A 22,729-nucleotide genomic window follows, 5' to 3' on the forward strand; every position below is an offset into this window, starting at 1 on the left:
CTTATACGAAAAATCCCCCGAGGCTAACGCCCCGGGGGATTTTTTTTGCATCATCTTTAACCAATAAGGGTTAAAGCATCTTAATGTTGAGTCGCGCGTCTGCCCGTGGCTATTTTTATGGCAGAATGCACTCCTTCAGGAGGAATGCTTATGACACAGATGCGCTGGGAACAGCTACTTTCCCCACGTCGTCTTCACGACCAACGCTCAGAAAGCACTCGAGAAATAGGCCGTAGCCCTTTTCATAAAGATCACGACCGAATTGTTTTCTCTGGTTCTTTTAGACGCCTTGGACGCAAGACCCAGGTCCATCCGCTGACAGAAAACGATCATATTCATACCCGCTTGACTCACTCGTTAGAAGTGGGCTGCGTCGGTCGCTCACTGGGAATGATCGTAGGTGAGCTGCTGCGTGATCAGCTGCCCGAATGGATTACCCCGGCAGACCTGGGTGTGATAGTGCAAACGGCATGCCTTGGCCACGATATTGGCAACCCGCCGTTTGGACACGCCGGTGAGTATGCTATCCGCGATTGGTTTCAGCGTGCCCAGAGCAGTGGTCTGCTTGAGGGCCTATCCGATGCTGAACGAGAAGATCTGCTGACTTACGAAGGCAATGCTCAAGGCTTTCGCGTTATTACTCAAATTGAATATAATCAGTTCAATGGAGGTATGCGGCTTACGTCGGCCACGCTTGGAACCCTGCTTAAATATCCGTGGACTGTCCGCTATAGTGGGCGGGCAGGTAAGTTCGGCGCTTATCAATCGGAGCAGGCACTGCTCAAAGAGGTCGCTGAAGCGGTAGGGTTGCTGCCCCGGGGTGAGCAGCGGTGGTGCCGTCATCCACTCGCTTGGCTCGTTGAGGCTGCTGATGATATCTGCTATGCGCTGCTGGACCTTGAAGATGGTTTAGAAATGGGCATTCTGCGTTACGAAGAAGTCGTCGAGATTCTGCGCCAGATTGCCGGAGAGTTTCCACCCGAATATACCGACATGCAAGACCGCAACGTATCCCAGCGGCGCCGCATCGCATTACTACGTGGCGCCGCCATGGAGCGTGCCGTCAATGATGTGGGTGCGGTATTCGTTCAGCATGAGCAGGCTTTGCTGAACGGTACGCTTAGCAATGATCTATTAGAGCTGTGCCACCCGGATTTAGGCTGGGGTGTACAGGCCGCCAAGCAGTTAGCCCGCGAGCGTATTTTCCAAAACGAGCGTAAGGCAAAATTAGAAATTGGCGCTTATACAACGCTAGGGATCCTTCTCGAGGCATTTATTGGGGCGGCTCACGAGCTGCACCATACGGGGCATTCATCGTTTAAGCATCAGCGTGTACTGGCTCTTATTGGTGAAAATACGCCGCTGCCGTCTTGGCCGCTCTATGATAGCTATCGACGGATGCTGGACTTTATCGGCGGGATGACCGACCACTACGCGGTGGACTTAGCTCAGGAGATGGGCGGTCGCTTACGCGGCGACTAACCATCTTTCCTCTACACCGATGGCTGACTGAGGTGCTTTAATTCCAAGAGTCTGGCGCGCTCAAGCAAAACGTTGATGACCTTATCATGTATGACATCATTGAGCGGGCCGGTGTTTAGCTCGGTCAGCTGCTTGGCGAGGGTATCACCGCTCACCACCAGAATATCGGTAGCCGCATCACTGTTATCTATTTTCCAGCCAGGGAGTACCAGCACGCCGCGCACCGCAACAGGGACGCCACAGCGTCGCTCTAACCAGTGAGAGAGCCAGCACACGCCCTGGCGTGTTTTATGTAGCGGCCTACGCTCCTGCCAGTGAGGAAAGCGCAAACGCTCTCGTTCTACGGCCACTGTATCGAGCTCATGGCCATCGGTGCCAATAGCCAGCGTTCTAGCTCGTGTTTCGACCACAAAAATGCCGTGAGGCGTCACTACGACGTGATCGATGGTAAAGCTATCGGTGGGCACATCGTGAAAAACGTAGTAGGGGTGTGCGTCGGGGCGAACGAGTCTCGCAAGCTCTTGCCCAACGGCAAGCTCGCAAGCCAAGCCAAGCTTTAATCGCCGTATGCGCTGGTAGTCACGTACTAATAGCAATGAAAATATTAGAACGAGTAATGTGCTTAGCAGGCCATACAGTGCCCATTCAACCCAGTCTTGTCGTTCGACAAATAGCATGCGCCCCATGCCGTAAACGAGTGGCGCCAGGCTGATGATGGGCCCTAGCGCACCGTTTAAAAATAGGCTAGAAAACGCTTGGTCAAGGCGGTAGCGCAATGCTTGGCCTGGTTCATGAAGGGGCGCATTGAAAGGAGAGTGAACACGGGCGTCATGTAAGCTACGTAGCGCCAACACGATGCTGCCCATTGCCGCCATCGGGAATAAAAAAATTAGCGGTAGCAAATATTCCAACCAAGCCATTGCAGTGCCTTGCTCTGCGACTTACCTAGCGATAAGTCATCGTATTATAGAGGTATTAACCTCCAGCGAATTTGACCTGGTATCCGAGAGCGCTCAGCGCCTGATGTAGGGTGTCTCGATGATCGCCTTGGATTTCGATAATACCCTCTTTAACCGCGCCACCCGTTCCACACCGCTGTTTAAGCGTTTTTGCCAAACGTTTGAGATCGTCGCTTGGCAAAGGAATGCCGCTAACGGTAGTCACGCCTTTGCCTTTGCGGCCGCTGGTTTCACGTCGAATACGAACCACGCCATCGAGAGCCGCTAGCCGCTCCAGCTCACTTGCATTATCGCAATTACATGCATCAAGTGCTTCTCTACAGGTCGGGCAGGTTTTACCGTGCTCGGTGGAATACACCAGCCCACCTAACTGATCACGCAAAGACGCCATTACCGCCCCCCAGCCGAGTGTTGAGGCACAGGGATTTGCCAATATTCACGAGTGAGTCTCTCCACTACTGCAGGTAACTGATACATATTGCTGATCATAATAGCGTTTTCAGGCGTTGTCTCGGCATCGGGAAAACGATTTAAATGGATGACCGTCATTCCGGCTTGCTGGGCCGCGTGAACACCCACTAGTGCGTCATCAATGGCAATACAGTCACGTGCCAAGTAGCCCATGATACTCGCTGCATGTAGATGTAAACAGGGTTCAGGCTTCCAGCAATTGGCGGTATAGCCACTGAATAAACGGTTCCCAAAATAGTCGCCAAGGCCCGTAACACTTAACGCGGTGTGAATTTTACTTTCTGGGCCGTTGGATACCACGGCGCTGGGGTAGCCAGCCAATATATCCAGTGCTTCGTGGGCACCGGGTATCGTCGTTAGTTCCTGGGAAAGTCGCGTGGCTAAGTTAGCCCGCATGTGAGTTTCCATGCTGTCGAGCTTGTCTGGATCGACGTCGCCGTGTCGTTTTTGCAGTTCGGCAACAATCCGTCGAAAGCGCGCGCCGCGAAATTCGCCAAGGTAGTCAGTGGCAGCAAAAGGCAGCCCTACTGCATTGAGGCCTAAGGCCATTTCTTCCGCGAGAATGGGTTCGCTGTCAACGAGTGTGCCATCACAGTCAAACAGCAAAAGTGGGAGCGGCATTGCATTTCCTTGCAGCGGCTCAAGCGCTGCCAGTGTTAGTTAAGCCAATCACCCTCTATTGAACGGGATTTTTTGCCTTTTGTGAACACTGTTTTGTTATTTTTTGCTTGCCAGCGTATTGCTCTTGAGCCAGCTTAAAATAGCCATGCTCAATTTTACGACGACTGCGTTGACGATATAGTATGCAATATCCCCTGTCATCACCAATGGAGATCGCGCTATGCGATTAACTGCCTGGGTTCTTCTCTTTACGTTTAGCGCTGCTTTACTCGCGACGACGGGCTATGTTTTTGCCGATAATCACGCACCAGAAAACGAGCAGCACGCGCCACTAAATGATAAAGCTCTGGAGGAGGAGTACGGCATAAAGGCAGGATCGGTAAAGCGCGATGGAGAGCTTTCGTCTAACGACGCTGGTGAGGCGAGTGATCAAACTCGCGCAGGCGAGGATGACGTAGAGCTTGCGCCTTCAACGGGGGAAGAAGAAAGCCCTGGCGCTGGCACCGGAGGCACCGGCAGTCCAAATGATGCAATCCACAGCAGTGAAGAAGAAAACAATGACAACGATGATGGCACTGACGACAACGAGTAGCGTCAGTGCCTAAAGTAATGCTACTGGGCAAGCCGGCGGGAGTTAGCGCTACTACGCTGGTAATAAGGCTTCATTGTACGCTTGCTAGTGACCCACCATGGGGCGAGCTGACCATTCATTGAATTAAACAGTGCTTTTTGCATGACGAGGCCAGCTTCCATGCTGGCCTCGAGTTTTTCGGTAACCATGCGTTGATGCTCTTGCATCATTTTAGGGCTGAAGAACGGCTGCGTTTGCCATAAGTGGTTACGCATAGTGATGGTGGACAGAGAGGTAGACCATAGCTCGCACGCCATCAGGCCGACTTTCCATATATCGAACATCGCCACTGGCGTGGTGGGGACCAATGACAGGGTGGATGAGTGTTTCATAAGCGGCTTGCCTCTGTGTTGGGCCGCGAAACCTCGTGGCCTAATACACAGTGTCAGCGCATCAATGCTGCATTGCAATATGCGTTTTGCGGACTATAACCTGGGTTATGAAAAGAGAGCGGTACAAAAAAGACGACCTATGGGTCGTCTTTTTTAACAGGCTTAGTTAGGCGATCATTTGATCTTAGGCGCCAGTTCGCCGCGCTCATAGCGCAGGAACATCTCTTCTAAGTTAATCGGCTTGATTTTGCTGGCATTGCCGGCGGTACCGAACGCTTCGTAGCGGGCGATACATAGGTCGCGCATCGCCGTGACGGTTTCCTTCAAGAACTTACGCGGATCGAATTCAGCGGGGTTCTCAGCCATAAAACGACGCACTGCGCCGGTAGAGGCTAGGCGTAGGTCAGTGTCGATATTGACCTTACGAACGCCGTGTTTAATCCCTTCGATAATTTCTTCGACCGGTACGCCGTAAGTTTCGGGGATCTGGCCGCCGTACTGGTTAATGATTTCCAGCCATTCTTGCGGCACAGAAGACGAGCCATGCATCACTAGGTGGGTATCTGGAATACGCGCGTGAATTTCTTTGATGCGCTGGATTGAAAGCGTATCGCCCGTGGGTGGCTTGGTAAATTTGTAAGCGCCGTGGCTGGTGCCAATGGCGATGGCCAGTGCATCGACCTGCGTGGCTTTAACAAAATCGGCGGCTTCCTCAGGGTCTGTGAGCATCTGCTCCATATCCAGCTTGCCTTCAGCGCCAATGCCGTCTTCTTCACCGGCCATACCGGTTTCCAGGCTACCCAAGCAGCCCAGCTCACCTTCAACGGAGACGCCACAGGCATGTGCCATTTCTACCGTACGACGGGTAACGTCAACATTATATTCGTAGTCAGTCGGCGTTTTGCCGTCTTCGCCCAACGAGCCATCCATCATCACCGAGGAGAAACCGAGCTGAATAGAGCGCTGGCAGACGGAAGGGCTGGTGCCGTGATCCTGGTGCATGACCACCGGAATATGAGGAAACTCCTCAACCGCGGCTAAAATCAAATGACGCAGAAACGGCGCACCTGCGTATTTACGCGCACCCGCAGATGCTTGCACGATGACCGGCGAGTCGGTGGCATCGGCGGCTTCCATAATGGCGCGCATCTGCTCAAGGTTATTGACGTTAAAAGCCGGAATACCGTAGCCGTATTCGGCAGCGTGGTCGAGCATCTGGCGCATGCTGATCAGAGCCATGAAATCACCTTATCTGTAGACGTTGTGAAGAACTGGTTATGTGAACCCGTGCTGCAAGCACACGGATTCACGTTGTCTAATGCGTTTTTTTACAACAAATTAGCCGCGTTTGGCAGCCGCTTCGAGGGCTGCCACGGCCGGTAGCTGTTTGCCTTCAACATATTCAAGAAAGGCACCGCCACCGGTAGAAATATAGGAAACGCGATCCGCAATGGCGTATTTATCAATGGCCGCTAACGTATCACCACCACCGGCAATAGAGAAAGCCGCGCTATCGGCAATGGCCTGGGCAATAACCTGAGTGCCGTTACCAAATTGATCTATTTCAAACACACCGACCGGCCCGTTCCATAAAATGGTGCCAGCGTCTTTAAGCATGGTGGCTAAGTGAGCCGCCGTCTCAGGGCCGATATCTAAAATCATCTCATTGTCGGCTACTTGATCGACGGGTTTGACAACCGCCTGCGCTGATTCAGAAAACTCGGTGGCCACAACGACATCGGTAGGGAGTGGGATCGAGACCTTTTCCATCAACGCCTTAGCCTGACCAATCAGGTCAGCTTCATAGAGTGATTTACCGACATTGTAGCCCGCCGCGGCAATAAAGGTATTGGCGATTCCTCCCCCAACAATCAGTTGATCGCATTTATCAGCTAACGTCGTGAGCACATCTAGCTTTGTTGATACTTTTGAACCGCCGACAATTGCGGCCATAGGGCGAGCCGGATTCGCCAACGCTTTTTGTAACGCGTCGAGCTCTTTGGCCAGCAGCGGCCCAGCGCAGGCGCTTGGTGCAAAGCGGGCGACGCCGAGGGTCGAGGCCTGTGCCCGATGGGCCGTACCGAAAGCATCCATAACAAAAATATCGCACAGCGCGGCGTACTGCTTCGCCAGTTGCTCGTCATCTTTCTTTTCGCCGCTGTTGAAGCGCACGTTCTCAAGCAGCACGACATCACCCTTTTCAAGTGCCAGCGTTTCGCCTAGATACGCGGTCACTAGAGGCACCGGGCGACCCAATAGGCCGCTCAGATGCTCAGCAACGGGGGCAAGAGAAAACTCATCGGCAGGTTCGCCTTCAGTGGGGCGTCCTAAATGGCTCATCAGCATGACTTTTGCGCCAGCGTCCACTGCTGCCTGAATGGTGGGCAGCGCTGCGCGCAGGCGGGCGTCACTTGAGACGCGACCATGTTTAATGGGCACATTCAAATCTTCACGGATCAGCACGCGTTGTCCTTCCAAGGGAAGGTCAGTCATTTTCTTCACATTCATGTGAGCGGTTTCCTCGTGTTCAGATTTACGTTTCTGTCGAAAGTCTGGCCAGTCGATGACTAATATCGAGCATACGATTCGCGAACCCCCACTCGTTGTCGAACCAGCACAGCAGTTTGATGAGGCGTTTGCCAGCGACTCGCGTTTGGGTAGCATCCAGAATGCCTGAGCGTGGATCGTGATTAAAATCAATCGACGCCATGGGGGCTTCTGTGTAGCCAAGAACACCTTTCAAACGCTGTTGGCTGGCGGTCAGGAGCAGCGCATTCACCGCATCACGGTGAGTATCGCTACGAACCGTGAGGGCCACGTCCATCGCAGAGACGTTAATCGTCGGCACGCGGACGTGTAAGCACTCAAAGCGGCCCGCTAGGTGAGGCATTAGGCGGCTAATACCGAGCGCCAAGCCGGTGTCGACGGGAACAATCGACTGCATCGCCGAGCGAGTGAGGCGCAGATCCGTTTGATGGTAGGCATCAATCACCGGCTGATCGTTCATCGCCGAGTGGATCGTCGTCGTCACGCCGTGCTCAAGCCCTAGCGCTTCATCTAAAACGGTTAACAGCGGCACCAGACAGTTGGTCGTGCACGATGCAGCGGAAAGAATGCGCTGGGACAGCGTCATCTGATCTTCATTAATGCCCCACACAATGGTGGCATCAACGTCATTCTCTGCGGGCTGAGAAAACAGCAGCCGCTTGGCGCCCGCGGCTAAATGCAGTTCGGCCGAGGCGCGGTCTTTAAAGCTTCCCGAACACTCCAACACTAGGTCTACATCGAGTGCTTTCCAGGGTAAATTGCGCGGATCTTGTTCGCACAGTATCTGGATGCGCTGGCCGTTAACGATGAGATCCTGGCCATCGTTATCGACCTCACCTGGAAAACGGCCATGTGTTGTGTCGTAGCGCGTCAGATACGTAATCGTAGCGAGATCAGAGAGTTCGTTGATAGCAACGATCTCAATGTCCGGTGGTTGCCGCTCGACGAGGGCCCGCAGCACGCATTGGCCAATGCGTCCGTAACCGTTAATAGCGATGCGATACGTAGAGGCGGAATTAGCCATACACAAAGGCGGCTCTTAAAAGTAAATCGATGATCAAAAGTGGGGTAGCAAACCCCGCGATAGTAGCGTATTTCAGTCGGCTATGCGTATCCGCTGCTCATGCCTAGCAGTCGCCACGCAAGCGGCAGGAGTATGGCAGTGAAAATGCCTGTAAGGCTCATTCCTAGTGACGCGAACGCCCCCGCCGCGGGGCTGATCTCGAATGCTCTGACGGTACCAATGGCGTGCCCATTCAGGCCAAGAGCGAAACCGATCAAGCGTTCATCGTCGATATGCAGCAAACGTGCAGCAATGCTGACGCATGGAATGGTGATAACACCGGTTATCAGCAGTGCCCCCATTAGCAGCGCTACCTTACCGCCAAGCTGTTCGGTAATGCCGATAGCAATCGGTGCCGTCACGGACTTGGCCGCAATGGAGGCAAGTATGGTGTTGGAGCTGCCCAGCAACCAGGCAATAGCAAGCGCATAGAAAGCCGCTAGCGTGGCGGCAATGGGTAAACAAATTGCCAGCGGCCGCCAGAGTTCAACAATCCGCGGCAGCTGTTGATAAAGCGGCATACCTAGCGCCACTGTCGCGGGCCCCAGCAATACCGTCAGCCATATCGCGCCCTGTTGATAGATCGGATAAGGCAGCCCTATCAGCGCGAGCGCCCCGGCAAGTAGCAGCGCCGCAATTAAGATAGCGGGTAGCCAAGAAGGGCGCTTAAGGCGCTGAAATAGCCGGTTACCAAGCAAATAAGCAACCAGCGTTAGCCCTACAGCAAATAGCGGCGTGGCGGTGAGCAGCTCTAATAGCGATAGGTCAGCGGTCATAAGATTGCCCGATCAGTCGCTTAAGCAACCAAAGGGTGGTGACAACACTAAGCAGTGTGCCCGCCACTAAGGCGATCAGGATAGCCGTCCACTGCCCGGCTAATTCGCCAATGATAAAAAACACACCGACGACACCGGGCATAATCAGCATAGCGAGCAGCGCGATGAGCGGCTGTGCGGCCGCGGCAATACTGCTAGGTACACGACCGTACAGCGCAAGCGTAGCACACAGCAGCAGCATGCCGATCACGCCTGAAGAGACCGGCAGCCCGGTGAAGTAGATGACCACTTCACCGATCAGCCAGTAGCTAATCAGCCATAAAAAGCCACTGAGTGCTGGCATGGCCTAGCCGAGCAGTTCGTGAGCTTGCTTGACGATGTTGTCGACCGTGAAGCCGAAGTGTTTGAACAGATCGTCCGCGGGTGCAGACTCGCCGTAGGTCGTCATGCCAATCACACGACCTTCCAGACCCACATATTTGTACCAGTAGTCGGCATGTGCCGCTTCGATCGCGATCCGCTTGGTGACCGCTTTGGGCAGTACGCTTTCACGGTAGTCAGCGTCTTGGCCATTGAAACGGTACGCCGAGGGCATGGACACAACGCGAACGGCTTTACCCTGCTGCTCAAGTTCGGCAGCGGCGTCCATCGCGAGCGATACTTCCGAACCTGTGGCAATCAGAATCAGCTCCGGCATTTGTGGCGTGCCTTGGCTGTCTTTAATAGTCGGGTCTTTAAGAACATAAGCCCCGTTTTGAATGGCCGCTAGCTGCGCTTGAGTGCGCTGCTGGTGCGGCAGATTCTGGCGTGAGAGTACCAGCGCGGTCGGGCCGGAGTGGCGTTTGATCGCCGCATCCCAAGAGGCGGCGGTTTCGACCGCATCGCAGGGGCGCCAGGTGTTTAGATTCGGCGTCGTGCGCAGGCTAGTGAGCTGCTCAATCGGCTGGTGCGTCGGGCCATCCTCACCTAGACCGATGGAATCATGCGTAAACACGTAAATCACCTGCTGGCCCATTAACGATGCCATGCGAATGGAGTTACGCATGTACTCCATAAAGATCAGGAAGGTCGCGCCGTAAGGCACTAAGCCTCCGTGCAGCGCGATCCCGTTCATGATCGCGCCCATGCCAAACTCACGTACGCCGTAATGCAGGTAGTTGCCGCTGGCATCTTCAGGGGTAATCGCCTTGGCACCTTTCCAGAACGTTAGGTTAGACGGTGCGAGGTCAGCGCTGCCGCCCAACAGTTCCGGCATTTGTGGGCCAATCACATTCAGCGCTTCAAAGGATGCCTTGCGCGATGCGATGCTTTCTCCCTTCTCTTGGGCCTGCTCAATCAATGCTTCAGTGGCAAGCTCAGGAGGCAGTTGGCGCTTCATGCGACGCTTGAACTCACGCGCCTCCGTTGGGAAAGCGTCGGTATAGCGAGCAAAGCGGTCTTCCCACGCCTGCTGCGCCTTTTTGCCAGCGTCGCGAGCATCCCAGGCAGAATAGATCGGCTCAGGGATATGGAATGGCGCGTGCTCCCAGCCCAGCTGTGTGCGTGCCAGGGCGACTTCATCGTCACCCAGCGGTGAGCCGTGGGCGTCTTCTTTGCCCTGCTTGTTAGGCGCGCCAAAACCGATAATGGTTTTGCAGATAATCAGGCTAGGCTTATCGTCGTGGCTCTTCGCCAGTTCAATGGCCGCTTTAACTTCCTCAGGCTGGTGACCATCGACGTTCGGCACTACGTGCCAGCCATAAGCCTCAAAGCGCTTGGCGGTATCGTCGGTAAACCAGCCTTCCACTTCGCCATCGATTGAGATGCCGTTATCGTCGTACAGCGCAATCAGCTTACCCAACTGCTGCGTTCCCGCCAGTGATGCTGCTTCGTGGGAGATGCCTTCCATCAAGCAGCCATCGCCCAAGAAACACCAGGTATGGTGATCGACAATGGCATGGCCGGGACGATTGAACTGCGCCGCCAATGTTTTTTCAGCAATGGCAAAGCCTACCGCGTTAGCAAAACCCTGGCCGAGAGGGCCCGTGGTGGTTTCAATGCCTGGGGCATAGCCAAACTCCGGGTGCCCTGCCGTGGGCGAATGCAGCTGACGGAAATTTTGCAGCTGTTCCAGGCTAAGCTCGTAGCCGCTGAGGTGCAGCAACGAGTAAAGCAGCATGGAGCCATGGCCATTGGAGAGCACGAACCGGTCGCGATCGGCCCACTTGGGGTCTTCGGGGTTGTGCTTGAGGTAGTCATTCCATAGCACCTCGGCAATATCAGCCATGCCCATAGGAGCGCCCGGATGGCCGGATTTGGCCTTCTGAACAGCATCCATGGAAAGGGCGCGAATGGCATTGGCTAGCTCAAAACGGGACGGCATGGGAGTGCTCCTCGCCTGAAAACAGAAATTATAAAGGCGCTATTGTCGCTGACTTCCCATGTGGCGGCAAATGCAGAGATAAATGTGCCGGTAAATTCTGGGGCACGCGTTCTGGGAAGCACCGCCTACAGCGTGTAGACTCTGCCTCCCGAGGTGGTAGAGAACGTGATGCTGCCGCCTCTATATACGGGCAGGGGCACCTGCCATGATTTCCTGCTGATGCTGTGGATTTGCTACAGCCGTCATACAGAGGGTCGAGTGCGCGATGAGCGAATATTCCCTGTTTACCTCCGAATCGGTCTCCGAAGGTCATCCTGATAAGATTGCTGACCAGATTTCTGATGCCGTATTAGATGCCATCATCGCCCGTGATAAACAGGCGCGCGTCGCCTGTGAAACGATGGTAAAAACCGGGGTGGCGATTATTGCCGGTGAAATCACGACGTCCGCGTGGGTCGATCTGGAAATGCTGGTCCGTGATGTGATCACGGACATCGGCTATAGCTCCTCACAAGTAGGCTTCGATGGCGCTACCTGTGGCGTGATTAACCTCATCGGCAAGCAGAGCGTTGAGATTGCCCAGGGCGTTGATCGTACCAAGCCAGAAGATCAAGGGGCAGGCGACCAGGGGCTGATGTTTGGCTATGCGACCAATGAAACCGACTCGTTCATGCCCGCACCCATTCATTATTCTCACCGTTTAGTCGAGCGCCAAGCCGAGCTGCGCAAAAATGGCCTGCTGCCTTGGCTGCGCCCTGATGCAAAAAGCCAGGTCACTATCCGCTATAACGCCCAGGGCCGCCCCTGCGGTGTCGATGCTATCGTGCTTTCTACCCAGCACGATCCAGACATTGAGCAAGAAGATCTGCGCAAGATGGTTAAGCGCGAGATTATTGAGCACGTTATTCCCGCTGACTGGTTAGACGACAACACCCAGTACCATATTAATCCAACCGGCAAATTCGTTATCGGCGGCCCGGTCGGTGACTGTGGGCTGACCGGACGTAAGATCATTGTGGATACCTATGGCGGCATGGCGCGTCATGGTGGCGGTGCTTTCTCAGGCAAAGATCCCTCGAAAGTAGATCGTAGCGCCGCCTATGCGGGCCGCTATGTGGCGAAAAACGTCGTGGCGGCAGGGTTGGCTGATAAGTGCGAGATTCAGGTCTCCTACGCGATTGGTGTGGCTGAGCCGACCTCGGTGTCGATCGACACCTTTGGTACCGGCAAGATTGAAGACAAGCAGATTGTGGCGCTGGTGCGTGAGCACTTTGACCTTCGCCCTTACGCGATTACCAAAATGCTGGATCTGCTGCACCCGATGTATCAGCTCACCGCCGCGTATGGTCACTTTGGCCGTGCGCCGTTCGAGCACAGCTACACCTGGAGCGATGATAAAGGCGAGCAGCATAAGGAAACCTTTACGGCTTTTCCGTGGGAAAAAACCGATAAAGCCGATGCGCTGCGCCAGGCCGCTAATTTGTAAGCGTTTCGCTACACGCTTTGTAAGAGATCGCCCCTTTGGCTTCGACCGGGGGCTTTTTTTATGCGTTATGTCCAAGCCCTGCGCTAGGCTGGTTCTGTTTGCCGATCATTATTTGCACGGGTAAGGGGACCGCAATGTTTAACGGCGCGACGTTTAATGGGGCATTGTTTAATGGATCAACGTTTAATAGAGCAACGTTTAGTGGAGCAGTGTCAGGCACTACCGCAATCTGGATGCTCAGTGGTCTTATGGGGCTTGTCACTTTTTCCGCACAGGCTAGTGAGTGCCCCCACTGGCAGGCTGAGCGCTTAGCCAGCGAAAGCCACGCATTAGCCGAGCAGGTCCAGCGCTGGGACACCGCCTACCATGATGAGGGTGTATCACTGATCGACGACGCCCTTTACGATCAAGCCGTTGAGCGCCTTGCCACCTGGCAGCGCTGTTTAGGTGATGAATTTGAGCATCGTCCGCTTTCACCGCTGATGTCTAGCGACGGAACGCTTGAGCACCCGATGGCCCAACGCGGGCTTCATAAAGCCGATGAAGGCGGTGTTAGGCGCTTTATCAGCCGTCGCGACGGCCTATGGATCCAGCCCAAAGTTGACGGCGTGGCGATCACACTACGTTATGACCAGGGTGAGCTGGTCGATGCCGTTAGCCGTGGTGACGGCGAGCGCGGCCAAGACTGGACGGCACGCGTGCGCCAGCTTCCTGCTATTCCTAATACGCTTTCCGAACCACTGTCGGCGATACTTCAAGGCGAACTTTACTGGCGATTAGAGCAACACATTCAGTCAAGCTCGCCGGCGTCGGGCGCGCGTGGCGCGGTTGCAGGCGCGATGGCGCAGTCATCGCCTACCGATGCCACGCTTGAGCGTATTGGGCTGTTTGTGTGGGATTGGCCCGATGGCCCAACGAGCATGTCCGAGGGTTTAGCGCAACTGACTCGCTTGGGCTTTGATACTGCTGACTATACCCAGGCGCTTGATAGTCATCGTGACGCCGCCGACTGGCGCGACACCTGGTTCAACGGCCCACTGCCATTTGCCACTGACGGCGTGGTGATTAAACAAGCGGAGCGCCCCGGCGTGTCCAGCTGGTCGTCATCACCGCCGAGGTGGGCGCTGGCCTGGAAATACCCTGCACAGCAGGCGCTGGCACAGGTGCGGGGCATTGAGTTTCGCGTTGGACGCACCGGGCGCGTGACGCCGCTGGTGTGGCTCAACCCGGTACGGCTTGAGGGGCGGCGAATTAGCCGCGTCTCGCTAGGATCGCTTGAGCGCTGGGCGTCAATGGATGTACGCCCTGGCGACCAAGTGGCGGTCACGCTGGCAGGGTTGACCATCCCTCAGCTAACGGAGGTGGTATGGCATACCCAGGCGCGCGCACCGCTGAGTGCGCCATCGCCGCAGCGCTATCATCTACTCAGCTGTTTTGAATTAACCGCTGGCTGCGATGCCCAGCTGTTGGCACGGCTTACCTATCTCGGTGAGCAGCTCGGTATGCAAGGCGTTGGTGAGGGCACCTGGCAAGCGTTGCTGGAAGCCGACGTGGTAACGCAGTTGCTGGGCTGGATGAGCGTTGAGCCCGGTGAGCTGGAACAGGTGAATGGCATCGGTGAGACCAGCGCAGGCGCGCTGACTGATCAGTTTGAGGCTGCCCGCTCGGCTCCTTATGCTGATTGGCTGGCCGCTCTTGGCATGCCACCAGGCGGGAGTGCGCACATTGGTGACTGGCCTACCTTGGCGGATTATCAGCACGCGCAGTGGCAGGCCATTAGCGGCGTGGGCCCGGTTCGCGCTGATGCGTTAGTGGCATTTTTTAGCCACCCAGAGGTGCAGCGCATGGCGCAAAGGCTTCAACAAGCGGGCGTTGATGGTTTTTAGCCAGTTAACTTAGCCCCGTCAAATGCAGCATGAAACCGAGATAGAGCGGGATCAGCAGCGGTGCCAGCAGCGTTGAAACCAGCACGGCCAGCGCGCCTTTTTGCGGCTGAATACCCAGCTCCATGGCGACTACCACCACGTTAGACGCCATGGGCACTACGCCTAGTAAAAGCATCGCCATACCCAGTTCAGGCGAAAGAGGGCCGAGCCACTGCAACAGCAGCACGGCAGCCAGCATCACCAAAGGCCACAGCAGGTAGCGCAACCCTACGCAGCTAGCGACAAAACGCGTATCCCAGGCTGCTAAGGTCACCTGACTCAGCGTCATGCCGATAATCATCATGCCTAGCAGCGTGTAGGTGGCGGGGAACACTTCTAGCGCATGCATTACCTCAGCGGGCGGCATTATGTTAAGGCTGCTCAGCAGGAGCGCTAATAGGAAGGTGTAGATCAGCGGTAAGCGAGAAATCTTGATCAGGCTTTCGCGTACCGAAAAGCGACCGCGGGCGCTGAGATAAAAGCCGACGGTAAATTCATAAATATTAATCCCCAGCATGCAGAACAGATAAAGCGTAACGCCTTCTGGGGGCAGCAATATAAATGCAATCGGTAAGCCGAAATAACCGGTATTGCCGGTTCCCGAAGAAAATGCCAGTAGCGCCGCCTCCTGCTCGCCAAAACGATGACGCGTGAGGCGATGGACAATCAGGGCCATGAGGCTTGAAAGGATGAACAGCGCTAATGTGAGTAATAAATAGTTCGGCGTTGAGCCGCCATTCATTAGCGCGCGAAAAATAGTAAAGGGTGCAATCAGGTAAACCAGCAGTGTCGCGATGGGACGAGGGTCTAGCTTGAGCCGTTGGGCGGCGATCCAGCCTAACCCCACATAGCTGAGCAACATTAATAACGGTCCAGCCAGTGCCTCAGGTGCAAGATCCATTGATTCTCCCGTATGAGTGCGTGGTGCTTCGTATGTAGTCTGGTCAGCTAACATGAGCCGAATTAAAGGCCGAGCGTGAAATCTTTCATTAGCCCTAGCGCATCTGAACAGCGAGAATACCTCAAAATGTCACGTTTATTGATCCTAAAAAGGAAATTCCATGAGCAGCCTTGAGCATCCGCTGGGTATCAGCTTTGAATTCTTTCCGCCCAATACCGATGCTGGGCACGACAAGCTAATACACGTTCGTGATGAGCTAGCTGCGCGGCAGCCCCGATTTTTTTCAGTTACCTATGGCGCTGGTGGGTCGACGCAGGCGCGCACACGCGAACTGGTACGCACTGTTAGCCAAAGCGGCATTACGACCGCGCCGCACCTATCCTGTATTGGCAGTGAAAAAGCTCAACTGCGAGATCTGCTAGCTCAGTATCGCGAGGAGGGCGTGAATAGTCTGGTCGCTCTACGTGGCGATATGCCGTCGGGCATGGCAAGCATTGGTGAATTACGCTATGCCAACGAGCTGGTGGAGTTTATTCGTGCTGAAACCGGCGATCATTTCGAGATTGCGGTCGCGGCTTACCCGGAGTCTCATCCACAGGCGGCTAATCTAGATAAAGACGTAGAAAACTTCGTGCGCAAAATGAAGGCTGGCGCCAACATGGCGATCACCCAGTACTTTTTTACCGCCGATGCCTATTTTAATTTTGTCGATAAAGTCCGTGCGCTTGGCATCGAACAGCCGATCATTCCGGGTATTATGCCGATCACTAACTACACTAAGTTGGCGCGTTTCTCTGATGTCTGCGGCGCTGAGATTCCTCGCTGGATGCGCAAGCAGCTAGAGTCCTATGGCGATGACAGTGAAGCGATTGCCGCCTTTGGAACCGACGTGGTGAGCCAGCTTTGCCAGCGATTGTTGGATGGCGGTGCCCCCGGCCTGCATTTTTATACTCTTAACCAAGCGGCACCCGTGCTCAAAATAGTCGACAACCTGACCGACTAAGGTGCGTTGTTTCATCAAGTAACTAAAAACCCCACTCAATGGCCATTGAGCGGGGTTTTTTGACACTTGGCGTTTAGCTGCTTAGCGTGTTTAGCCAGCTTGAGCCGTTTTATTGCCACTGCCATGCAGCTTACGCTGCATGACAAATAGCCCGATACCAATCGCAAGCCCCAGAACGTCGGTATAAATACCGCCATAGATCATAAACATGGCGCCGACCAGCATCAGCAGGCGTTGCCATGTGTTGACCGGCCCAAAGAACCACGCTTGAACCATGCCTGAGAGCAAGATAATACCCAGCGTTGCGGTGACCCCAACGCGCAGGATTTCCATCGGCGTGCCTTCCATCAGCATGGCAGGGCTGTAGAAGAACATAAACGGCACGATGAAGGCGGCCAAGCCAATCTTGAACGACGCCACGGACGTGCCCATCGGGTTATCGCCAGAAATGCCGGCCGCTGCATAGGACGCCAGCGCAACGGGCGGGGTAATCGCCGATACCACCGCAAAGTAGAACACGAAGAAGTGAGCGATCAGCGGCTCAATGCCAATATTGATCAAGCCAGGCGCTACCACTGAGGCGGCGACAGCATAAGCGGCGGTGGTCGGCATGCCCATACCAAGCAAAATGCTAATTAGCATAGCGAACACCAGCGCGAGAAGCTGGCTAACACCGGCTAAGCCAAGCAGCAGCGATGAGAAGCGAGCGCCAACGCCGGTCAGTGAGATAACCCCCACGATTAAGCCTGCACAGGCGCACACGGCGATAATCTGAACCGACATGGTGCCCGCGATTTGCAGCGCTTTAAGAATCGCACGAATGCCCATTTTATTGGGTGAAATCCAGCTCACGACGGCTGCTGAAGCGGTGGCCAACGTGCCCGCACGAATCACCGAATAGCCCATGAACAGTGCCGCGATCAGAATGATGATCGGCGCGAACAGATAGACCTGCTTGATCAGTTTGGAGAACAGCGGGATCTCATCTTTGCGCATGCCCCGCATGCCTTTACGGGCGGCTTCAAAATCGACCATAAAATAGATAGAGGCAAAATACAGAATCGCCGGGATGATCGCCGCAATGGCAATTTCGGTATACGGAATGCCTGTCACTTCGGCCATGATGAACGCACCGGCGCCCATAATCGGCGGCATGATTTGCCCACCCGTTGAAGCAGCCGCTTCAATCGCCCCGGCACTACGCGCCGGATAGCCGACTTTCTTCATCAATGGAATGGTCAGCGAGCCTGTGGAAACCACATTGCCCGCAGAGGTACCGTTAATCATACCCATCAAGCCAGACGCAAAAATAGCCACTTTGGCCGGGCCACCGCGAGCGCGCCCTGCGGCAGCGAAAGCAAAGTTGACGAAGTAGTCGCCCACTTTAGACGCTTGTAGAAACGCGGCAAAAATAATGAACAGAATAATATAGGTCGATGATACGGCGGTGGTGGGGCCTAAAATGCCGGCATCGGTATATACCTGACTGAAGAAGCGTTGTAGCGACAGCCCTGGGTAGCCCAAGAAGCCAGGTAAATAAGGACCGACAAAAACATATCCTAAGAACACCGCTGAAATGACGACTAAGGCCAAGCCGGCCACGCGGCGGGTAAGCTCAAGAATCAGCAGAGAGCCCGCAATCGCCGCCCAAGAGATGCCTGATGGCGCAAAGGAGGTGCCTGTCGACATGCGTATATTCGTGTTGAAAGCCACCAGCAAATAACCGGCGCTGGCCAGCGCGCATACCATGAGCACTAGGTCGGCAGGGTTAAAGCGATGGCGTGCCTGACGATAAAACCAGGACAGCACAACGGCACAGGCGGTGGTCGCCATCAGTGGGTAACCGTAATGCCAGTTTTCAACGCTGGGGTCGATGCGCATCGCACCGCCGCTGAGTGTTTGGTGCATTAAAAAGACTTGCGCCAACGTATAGGCCGCAGGAATAAGCAGCGCGTAGCTCACCCATTTAATCCCTGCACCTGACGTTTGGTGCTCCTCGTCGGCAAAACGAGCGCCAGCAAATAGCCCGTAACCCAGAATAAGCGCCCCGGCAATGTGCACAATACGAAACGACCAGGTTTCCATCGGATACACGTTCAGGGAAACCAGGTGGAAGCTAGAATAAGCAATGGCTAATGCCGAAAATAATAAGAACTGCCAGCCGGTAAACAGGCGGCGATTAGATTCAACAATGTCGTCATCGACACCATCAGCAATGGAGTCGGGTACTGTTGACGCCACGTTGGCATCATCCTTGAGACCATTGGGTTCTTGGTCGTTTTTGTGACTCATTAGAGTTCACCCTCACAGCAAAAGCAGACAAAGGGATAGCAGGAGCGAAATCTGCCCCGCCCGGCAAGGCCGAGACGGGGCAGTTAGAGCGGTAAACGTTGCTTAGTTGATCATGTCATCAGCAATTTCATAGCCGTTCTCTTTGTACCAACGCGCAGCGCCTGGATGAAAGGGCAGTACGGTGTTATGTACAATGTTTTCTGGAATGGTGGTTTCAGCACTGCGGTGTATTGAGCGCATGCGCTCGTTGTTTTCCATGGTCGCCTTGGTCACTTCGTAAATGAAGTCTTCCGGAAGATCACAGCCAGCGATCGCAAAGTTCCACATGGAAACGGCGCGCGCATCTTCTTCAAGCGTTGTGTACGTATTAGCGGGAATCATAAACTCAGCGACCGGGTAGTTTTCCAGCACGGTGGCTAGCTCTTCTTCGGTGAACTCAATGATGTTGACGTCAGTTTGTACTTCCAACTGGCTCACGGCGGGGATCGGGATGCCGGCCGCGAACGCAACGACGTCAAGCAGGCCATCCTGCAACTGGCCGCCTAGATCAGACCAGCCACCGTTACGGCGCTCAAAGTCCACGCCTAAGGTTTCTAGGATCGCGGGGAAGTAGGTGTCAGACGTGGACGCCGCGGGGCCAAAGCCGATACGCGCGCCAGGCGGAATGTCAGCAATGGATTCGATGCCGCTGCTAGAGAGTGCCGCAATTGAAAACGGCGTTTCGTACATGGGGAACATGGCACAGACGTTGTCCATCTTCATACCAGGTGCCAGCGGGCTTTCACCGTTCACAGCATCAGACGCAGGGCCCATGGTGGTTAAACCAAATGCCATGTCACCGGTGTGTACTAGCGCTAAGTTTTGCGTGGGGCCACCGGTGACTTCACCGCCGCCAGATACGCCAACTTCTTCAGCAATAAAGTTCGCCCAGCCTGAGCCGTAAACGAAGAACGTGCCGCCTTGACTGGCCGTACCAACGGTGAAGTTATCTGGCCACTCGGAGCGGTCTGCTTGGGCACTGCTAGCTGCTACAAGCAGGGCGCTGCTGGCAAGTAGCGTGAAGGTCTTAGGCATATGTTTACGCATGGCGAGAGTTCCTAGCTGTTATTGGGGTTATTGACTGACGGTCGTGTTCGATGCTGCTCGTTAGTACGGCATGAATCAGACTATTCAGTGGTTATAACAGCGATAGTTGTGCCATTTTAATATTGTTATTTTAAAATCAGTTGGTTAAGAAGATCTTATTAAACTTTCGTGGCAGGCTTAGGCAGGCAAAGTGTCCGAGTGTCCGCACGATGATTATTTTGCATGTGCGGATAGCCACACACTAATGCGATCGATCGAGCGCCATTAGCCAGCATTCGGCACATTGAAAAGGAAGACGCTAGGCTCGCGGTGCTTGGTTAGGCCTTCCTTTTACGGGATGAAACGTGGGTTTAACGAGGGGGCTTGCCGGGATCCATGATGCGTACGGGCTGTACATCTTGCTGCTTCTGGTCGTCGCGCACCTGATTAACTCGGGTGGTCATTTCGGTAAGGGCATCTTCTTCAATAGGCAACTGCTCAAAAAAATCGCAGCTGACGCATTCGCGGTAGCGAATGCCATTCTGCTCCCAGGCGCGGATGCGGTCCATCTCCGCACAGCGCGGGCAGATCACGCCGGCAATAAAGCGTTTAACCGTCGACATAGTGGGCTCCTATGCATCAGATGCGCGACGCCCAAGGCGCCACGCATGAAATAATGGTTTGCAACGTGTACCTGATAACGTGTGTTAAGCGGCGCGAATGCCGCAGTGGCGAAGCAGTGGCTCAACGCTGGGTTCGCGACCGCGAAAGGCAACAAACAGGTCGGCGGCATCACGAGCGCCGCCCTGCTCCAGGATTTCGCGACGAAAGCGCTGGCCTGTTTCTGGGTCGAAGATGCCAGCTTCTTCAAAGGCACTCCAGGCATCTGCCGAGAGCACTTCCGCCCACTTATAGCTGTAGTAACCGGCCGCATAGCCGCCAGCAAATATATGCCCAAAGCTATTTTGGAAGCGATTGAAGGGGGCTTTGGGCAGCACCGATACCGCGGCCCGCACATCATCGAGCAGTGCTTGCACGTCGCTGGCGCTAGGGGCGCTGAGTTCATGGTGCAGGCGTAGATCGAATAGCGAGAGTTCGATTTGGCGCATCATACCCATGGCCGACTGGAAGTTCTTGGCTGCCTGCAGGCGCTCTAGTAGATCGAAGGGAAGCGGTTCGCCGGTATCCACGTGCTTGGCCAGCAGGTTTAGTCCTTCACGCTCCCAGCAGTAGTTTTCCATAAACTGGCTGGGTAGCTCGACCGCATCCCAGGCCACACCGTTAATGCCGGAAATATCTGCAATGTGCTGCTTGGTGAGCATATGGTGAAGACCGTGCCCAAACTCATGAAACAAGGTCGTGACTTCGTCGTGAGTCAGCAGCGCGGGGCGGCCACCTACCGGCGCAGTGAAGTTGCAGGTTAGAAAGGCCACTGGCAGCTGCAGGCCCTGCTCGGTTTGACGGCGCACGCGGCAGTCCGCCATCCAGGCACCGCCGCGCTTGCCTTCACGGGCGTAGAGATCAAGGTAAAAGCCGGCAATCGGCTGGCCGTTTTCAGTAATCTGGAAGTATTGGACGTCTGGATGATAGCGAGTCGCCTCGGTATCTTCTTCACAGCGTACGCCGTAGAGGCGCTCAACCACTTGAAACAGGCCATCAATGACGCGCGGGGCGGGAAAGTAAGGGCGCAGCTGTTCTTGGGAGATGGCGTGGCGTGCTTCGCGCAGTTTCTCGCTGGCGTAGGCAACGTCCCACGGCTCAAGTACTTCCAGGCCCAGTTCGTCACGGGCGTAGGTGCTCAGTTCAGCAAACTCTTCTTTAGCCTGAGGCAGCGCACGACGGGCTAGGTCGTTGAGGAACTCAAGCACCTGCTCGGGAGATTCGGCCATTTTAGTGGCCAGTGAATAATCCGCGTAGGTGGCAAAGCCAAGCAGCTGGGCAATGTCGCTACGTAGCGACAGAATCTCTTCCAAAATGGCAGCGTTGTCGAACTTGCCAGCATCCGCGCTTTGGTCTGAGGCACGGGTAATGAACGCGGTATACACCTCACGGCGCAGCTCGCGACTGTCGGCGTAGCTGATGACAGGGAAAAAACTGGGGAAATCCAAGGTAATCCGGTAGCCCGGCACGCCCTTCGCCTCGGCGGTGGCTTTTAAGGTATCTAAGGCACTTGCTGGGACGCCTGCGAGCGCATCTAAGCAATCAATATCTTTGTGCCATGCCTGGGTGGCATCCAGAACGTTATTTGAATACTGGTTTGAGAGTAGTGAAAGACGCGACTGAATTTTTCCGTAACGCGCTTTTTGGTCCGTGGGCAGGTCAACACCGGCTAGCCGGAAATCACGTAAGGCGTTCTCGACGGTGCGCCGCTGTGCGGCATCTAACGATGCCCAGGCCGGGCCTTCTTTCAGCGCTTTCCAACCATGGAAAAGCCCTTCGTGTTGGCCGACCCAGGTGCCGAAAGCAGAAAGCTTTTCAAGGCATGCCTGATACGCTTCGCGTAATTCGGGGGAGTTCATGGTGCCGTTGAGATGAGAAATCGGTGACCACGCATTGGTGAGACGGTCATTGACGGCCTCAAACGGCGCCGCGAAATTGTCCCAAGTGGGCGGCGTGGCGGCGGCCTGCTGGGCGAGGAGATCAATGGCCTCGCGGCTTTCTCTGAGCAGGATTTCTACCGCAGGCTCTACGTGTTCGGCGCGAATGTCAGCAAAAGGGGGGAGCTTGTGCGTCTCAAGCAACGGATTGGAGGGCAAGGGGGTGGAGGACATAGGCACCTCAGTTGGCATCGTTTTTAAAATCGTGTAGGAAGC

At 55.0% G+C, this 22,729-nt stretch carries 20 protein-coding genes; 5 read left to right on the forward strand and 15 right to left on the reverse strand.

Annotated features, from left to right (window positions below; genetic code table 11):
• Positions 1 to 150: 150 nt before the first annotated feature.
• The gene (locus ACT3RP_RS17510) at positions 151 to 1,482 is read left to right on the forward strand and encodes a deoxyguanosinetriphosphate triphosphohydrolase (RefSeq protein WP_096276174.1); all 1,332 of its coding nucleotides are present in this window, start codon (positions 151 to 153) and stop codon (positions 1,480 to 1,482) included.
• Positions 1,483 to 1,493: 11 nt separating this feature from the next.
• Here the strand turns inward: ACT3RP_RS17510 and ACT3RP_RS17515 are convergent, their stop codons facing one another.
• From ACT3RP_RS17515 to ACT3RP_RS17525, 3 genes are read right to left on the reverse strand one after another with little or no spacing between them, the layout of a single operon-like run.
• Positions 1,494 to 2,402: a nuclease-related domain-containing protein gene (locus ACT3RP_RS17515; RefSeq protein WP_096276172.1), complete on the reverse strand. Its 909-nt coding sequence runs from the start codon at positions 2,400 to 2,402 to the stop codon at positions 1,494 to 1,496.
• Positions 2,403 to 2,457: 55 nt separating this feature from the next.
• Positions 2,458 to 2,832: a translation initiation factor Sui1 gene (locus tag ACT3RP_RS17520; protein WP_096276170.1), complete on the reverse strand. Its 375-nt coding sequence runs from the start codon at positions 2,830 to 2,832 to the stop codon at positions 2,458 to 2,460.
• Entirely contained in the window at positions 2,832 to 3,533 is a 702-nt protein-coding gene (locus tag ACT3RP_RS17525) for an HAD-IA family hydrolase (RefSeq protein ID WP_444672625.1), read from the reverse strand. Before ACT3RP_RS17525 ends, ACT3RP_RS17520 begins: the two co-directional genes overlap by 1 nt.
• A 220-nt stretch (positions 3,534 to 3,753) precedes the next feature.
• Between ACT3RP_RS17525 and ACT3RP_RS17530 the strand changes: the two genes are divergently transcribed.
• Entirely contained in the window at positions 3,754 to 4,125 is a 372-nt protein-coding gene (locus ACT3RP_RS17530; RefSeq protein WP_096276166.1) for a hypothetical protein, read from the forward strand.
• A 20-nt stretch (positions 4,126 to 4,145) separates the two neighbouring features.
• Here the strand turns inward: ACT3RP_RS17530 and ACT3RP_RS17535 are convergent, their stop codons facing one another.
• The 7 genes from ACT3RP_RS17535 to tkt form a co-directional block, all read right to left on the reverse strand.
• Positions 4,146 to 4,496 (reverse strand): hypothetical protein, encoded by a 351-nt coding sequence (locus tag ACT3RP_RS17535; RefSeq protein ID WP_483394230.1) that lies wholly within the window; start codon positions 4,494 to 4,496, stop codon positions 4,146 to 4,148.
• A gap of 174 nt (positions 4,497 to 4,670) precedes the next feature.
• Entirely contained in the window at positions 4,671 to 5,735 is a 1,065-nt protein-coding gene (gene fba / locus ACT3RP_RS17540) for a class II fructose-bisphosphate aldolase (protein ID WP_096276162.1), read from the reverse strand.
• 99 nt (positions 5,736 to 5,834) lie between these two features.
• Positions 5,835 to 7,004: a phosphoglycerate kinase gene (locus tag ACT3RP_RS17545; RefSeq protein WP_483394231.1), complete on the reverse strand. Its 1,170-nt coding sequence runs from the start codon at positions 7,002 to 7,004 to the stop codon at positions 5,835 to 5,837.
• A 25-nt stretch (positions 7,005 to 7,029) separates the two neighbouring features.
• Complete coding sequence (locus ACT3RP_RS17550) at positions 7,030 to 8,067, reverse strand: type I glyceraldehyde-3-phosphate dehydrogenase (RefSeq protein WP_483394232.1); 1,038 nt, start codon at positions 8,065 to 8,067, stop codon at positions 7,030 to 7,032.
• Between the two features lie 80 nt (positions 8,068 to 8,147).
• The gene (locus ACT3RP_RS17555) at positions 8,148 to 8,882 is read right to left on the reverse strand and encodes an LrgB family protein (protein WP_483394233.1); all 735 of its coding nucleotides are present in this window, start codon (positions 8,880 to 8,882) and stop codon (positions 8,148 to 8,150) included.
• Positions 8,872 to 9,225 carry a CidA/LrgA family protein gene (locus ACT3RP_RS17560; protein WP_096276154.1) on the reverse strand — a complete coding sequence of 118 codons (354 nt, stop codon included), beginning with the start codon at positions 9,223 to 9,225 and terminating at the stop codon, positions 8,872 to 8,874. The genes ACT3RP_RS17555 and ACT3RP_RS17560 overlap by 11 nt, the downstream gene beginning before the upstream one ends.
• A 3-nt stretch (positions 9,226 to 9,228) precedes the next feature.
• Entirely contained in the window at positions 9,229 to 11,244 is a 2,016-nt protein-coding gene (gene tkt / locus ACT3RP_RS17565) for a transketolase (protein WP_441686319.1), read from the reverse strand.
• A 265-nt stretch (positions 11,245 to 11,509) separates the two neighbouring features.
• Here tkt and metK point away from each other — a divergent pair, with 265 nt between their 5' ends.
• Positions 11,510 to 12,730, forward strand: coding sequence for a methionine adenosyltransferase (gene metK, locus ACT3RP_RS17570; RefSeq protein ID WP_096276150.1), 1,221 nt, complete (start codon positions 11,510 to 11,512; stop codon positions 12,728 to 12,730).
• 233 nt (positions 12,731 to 12,963) lie between these two features.
• A complete protein-coding gene (gene ligB / locus ACT3RP_RS17575; RefSeq protein WP_483394235.1) occupies positions 12,964 to 14,616 on the forward strand; it encodes an NAD-dependent DNA ligase LigB in 1,653 nt (550 codons plus the stop codon).
• Positions 14,617 to 14,620: 4 nt separating this feature from the next.
• Here ligB and ACT3RP_RS17580 read toward each other — a convergent pair whose 3' ends face one another.
• On the reverse strand, positions 14,621 to 15,556 hold the full coding sequence (locus ACT3RP_RS17580; RefSeq protein WP_441686321.1) for an AEC family transporter: 936 nt from the start codon (positions 15,554 to 15,556) through the stop codon (positions 14,621 to 14,623).
• 160 nt (positions 15,557 to 15,716) lie between these two features.
• Between ACT3RP_RS17580 and metF the strand changes: the two genes are divergently transcribed.
• Positions 15,717 to 16,559, forward strand: coding sequence for a methylenetetrahydrofolate reductase [NAD(P)H] (gene metF, locus ACT3RP_RS17585; RefSeq protein ID WP_096276146.1), 843 nt, complete (start codon positions 15,717 to 15,719; stop codon positions 16,557 to 16,559).
• Positions 16,560 to 16,649: 90 nt separating this feature from the next.
• Here metF and ACT3RP_RS17590 read toward each other — a convergent pair whose 3' ends face one another.
• From ACT3RP_RS17590 to ACT3RP_RS17605, 4 genes are all read right to left on the reverse strand, one after another.
• Positions 16,650 to 18,851 (reverse strand): TRAP transporter permease, encoded by a 2,202-nt coding sequence (locus ACT3RP_RS17590; RefSeq protein WP_483394234.1) that lies wholly within the window; start codon positions 18,849 to 18,851, stop codon positions 16,650 to 16,652.
• Between the two features lie 102 nt (positions 18,852 to 18,953).
• Positions 18,954 to 19,937 (reverse strand): TAXI family TRAP transporter solute-binding subunit, encoded by a 984-nt coding sequence (locus ACT3RP_RS17595; protein WP_441686325.1) that lies wholly within the window; start codon positions 19,935 to 19,937, stop codon positions 18,954 to 18,956.
• 350 nt (positions 19,938 to 20,287) lie between these two features.
• Positions 20,288 to 20,539 carry a YheV family putative zinc ribbon protein gene (locus tag ACT3RP_RS17600; RefSeq protein ID WP_096276140.1) on the reverse strand — a complete coding sequence of 84 codons (252 nt, stop codon included), beginning with the start codon at positions 20,537 to 20,539 and terminating at the stop codon, positions 20,288 to 20,290.
• Positions 20,540 to 20,623: 84 nt separating this feature from the next.
• Complete coding sequence (locus tag ACT3RP_RS17605; RefSeq protein ID WP_483394236.1) at positions 20,624 to 22,672, reverse strand: M3 family metallopeptidase; 2,049 nt, start codon at positions 22,670 to 22,672, stop codon at positions 20,624 to 20,626.
• Positions 22,673 to 22,729 lie beyond the last annotated feature (57 nt).

Origin of the sequence: Halomonas sp. AOP5-B2-8 (assembly GCF_052376475.1) — a bacterium.
In the GTDB taxonomy this organism is placed as follows: domain Bacteria; phylum Pseudomonadota; class Gammaproteobacteria; order Pseudomonadales; family Halomonadaceae; genus Vreelandella; species Vreelandella casei.

Excerpts from the sequence above, each read along its gene's own strand:
- ACT3RP_RS17510 (WP_096276174.1), top strand. The coding sequence starts at position 151 with ATGACACAGATGCGCTGGGAACAGCTACTTTCCCCACGTCGTCTTCAC.
- tkt (WP_441686319.1), bottom strand. The coding sequence starts at position 11,244 with ATGCCGTCCCGTTTTGAGCTAGCCAATGCCATTCGCGCCCTTTCCATG.
- ACT3RP_RS17520 (WP_096276170.1), bottom strand. The coding sequence starts at position 2,832 with ATGGCGTCTTTGCGTGATCAGTTAGGTGGGCTGGTGTATTCCACCGAG.
- ACT3RP_RS17525 (WP_444672625.1), bottom strand. The coding sequence starts at position 3,533 with ATGCCGCTCCCACTTTTGCTGTTTGACTGTGATGGCACACTCGTTGAC.
- ACT3RP_RS17600 (WP_096276140.1), bottom strand. The coding sequence starts at position 20,539 with ATGTCGACGGTTAAACGCTTTATTGCCGGCGTGATCTGCCCGCGCTGT.
- fba (WP_096276162.1), bottom strand. The coding sequence starts at position 5,735 with ATGGCTCTGATCAGCATGCGCCAGATGCTCGACCACGCTGCCGAATAC.
- ACT3RP_RS17515 (WP_096276172.1), bottom strand. The coding sequence starts at position 2,402 with ATGGCTTGGTTGGAATATTTGCTACCGCTAATTTTTTTATTCCCGATG.
- ACT3RP_RS17590 (WP_483394234.1), bottom strand. The coding sequence starts at position 18,851 with ATGAGTCACAAAAACGACCAAGAACCCAATGGTCTCAAGGATGATGCC.
- ACT3RP_RS17595 (WP_441686325.1), bottom strand. The coding sequence starts at position 19,937 with ATGCGTAAACATATGCCTAAGACCTTCACGCTACTTGCCAGCAGCGCC.
- ACT3RP_RS17580 (WP_441686321.1), bottom strand. The coding sequence starts at position 15,556 with ATGGATCTTGCACCTGAGGCACTGGCTGGACCGTTATTAATGTTGCTC.
- metK (WP_096276150.1), top strand. The coding sequence starts at position 11,510 with ATGAGCGAATATTCCCTGTTTACCTCCGAATCGGTCTCCGAAGGTCAT.
- metF (WP_096276146.1), top strand. The coding sequence starts at position 15,717 with ATGAGCAGCCTTGAGCATCCGCTGGGTATCAGCTTTGAATTCTTTCCG.
- ACT3RP_RS17545 (WP_483394231.1), bottom strand. The coding sequence starts at position 7,004 with ATGAATGTGAAGAAAATGACTGACCTTCCCTTGGAAGGACAACGCGTG.
- ACT3RP_RS17555 (WP_483394233.1), bottom strand. The coding sequence starts at position 8,882 with ATGACCGCTGACCTATCGCTATTAGAGCTGCTCACCGCCACGCCGCTA.
- ACT3RP_RS17560 (WP_096276154.1), bottom strand. The coding sequence starts at position 9,225 with ATGCCAGCACTCAGTGGCTTTTTATGGCTGATTAGCTACTGGCTGATC.
- ligB (WP_483394235.1), top strand. The coding sequence starts at position 12,964 with ATGCTCAGTGGTCTTATGGGGCTTGTCACTTTTTCCGCACAGGCTAGT.
- ACT3RP_RS17550 (WP_483394232.1), bottom strand. The coding sequence starts at position 8,067 with ATGGCTAATTCCGCCTCTACGTATCGCATCGCTATTAACGGTTACGGA.
- ACT3RP_RS17530 (WP_096276166.1), top strand. The coding sequence starts at position 3,754 with ATGCGATTAACTGCCTGGGTTCTTCTCTTTACGTTTAGCGCTGCTTTA.
- ACT3RP_RS17535 (WP_483394230.1), bottom strand. The coding sequence starts at position 4,496 with ATGAAACACTCATCCACCCTGTCATTGGTCCCCACCACGCCAGTGGCG.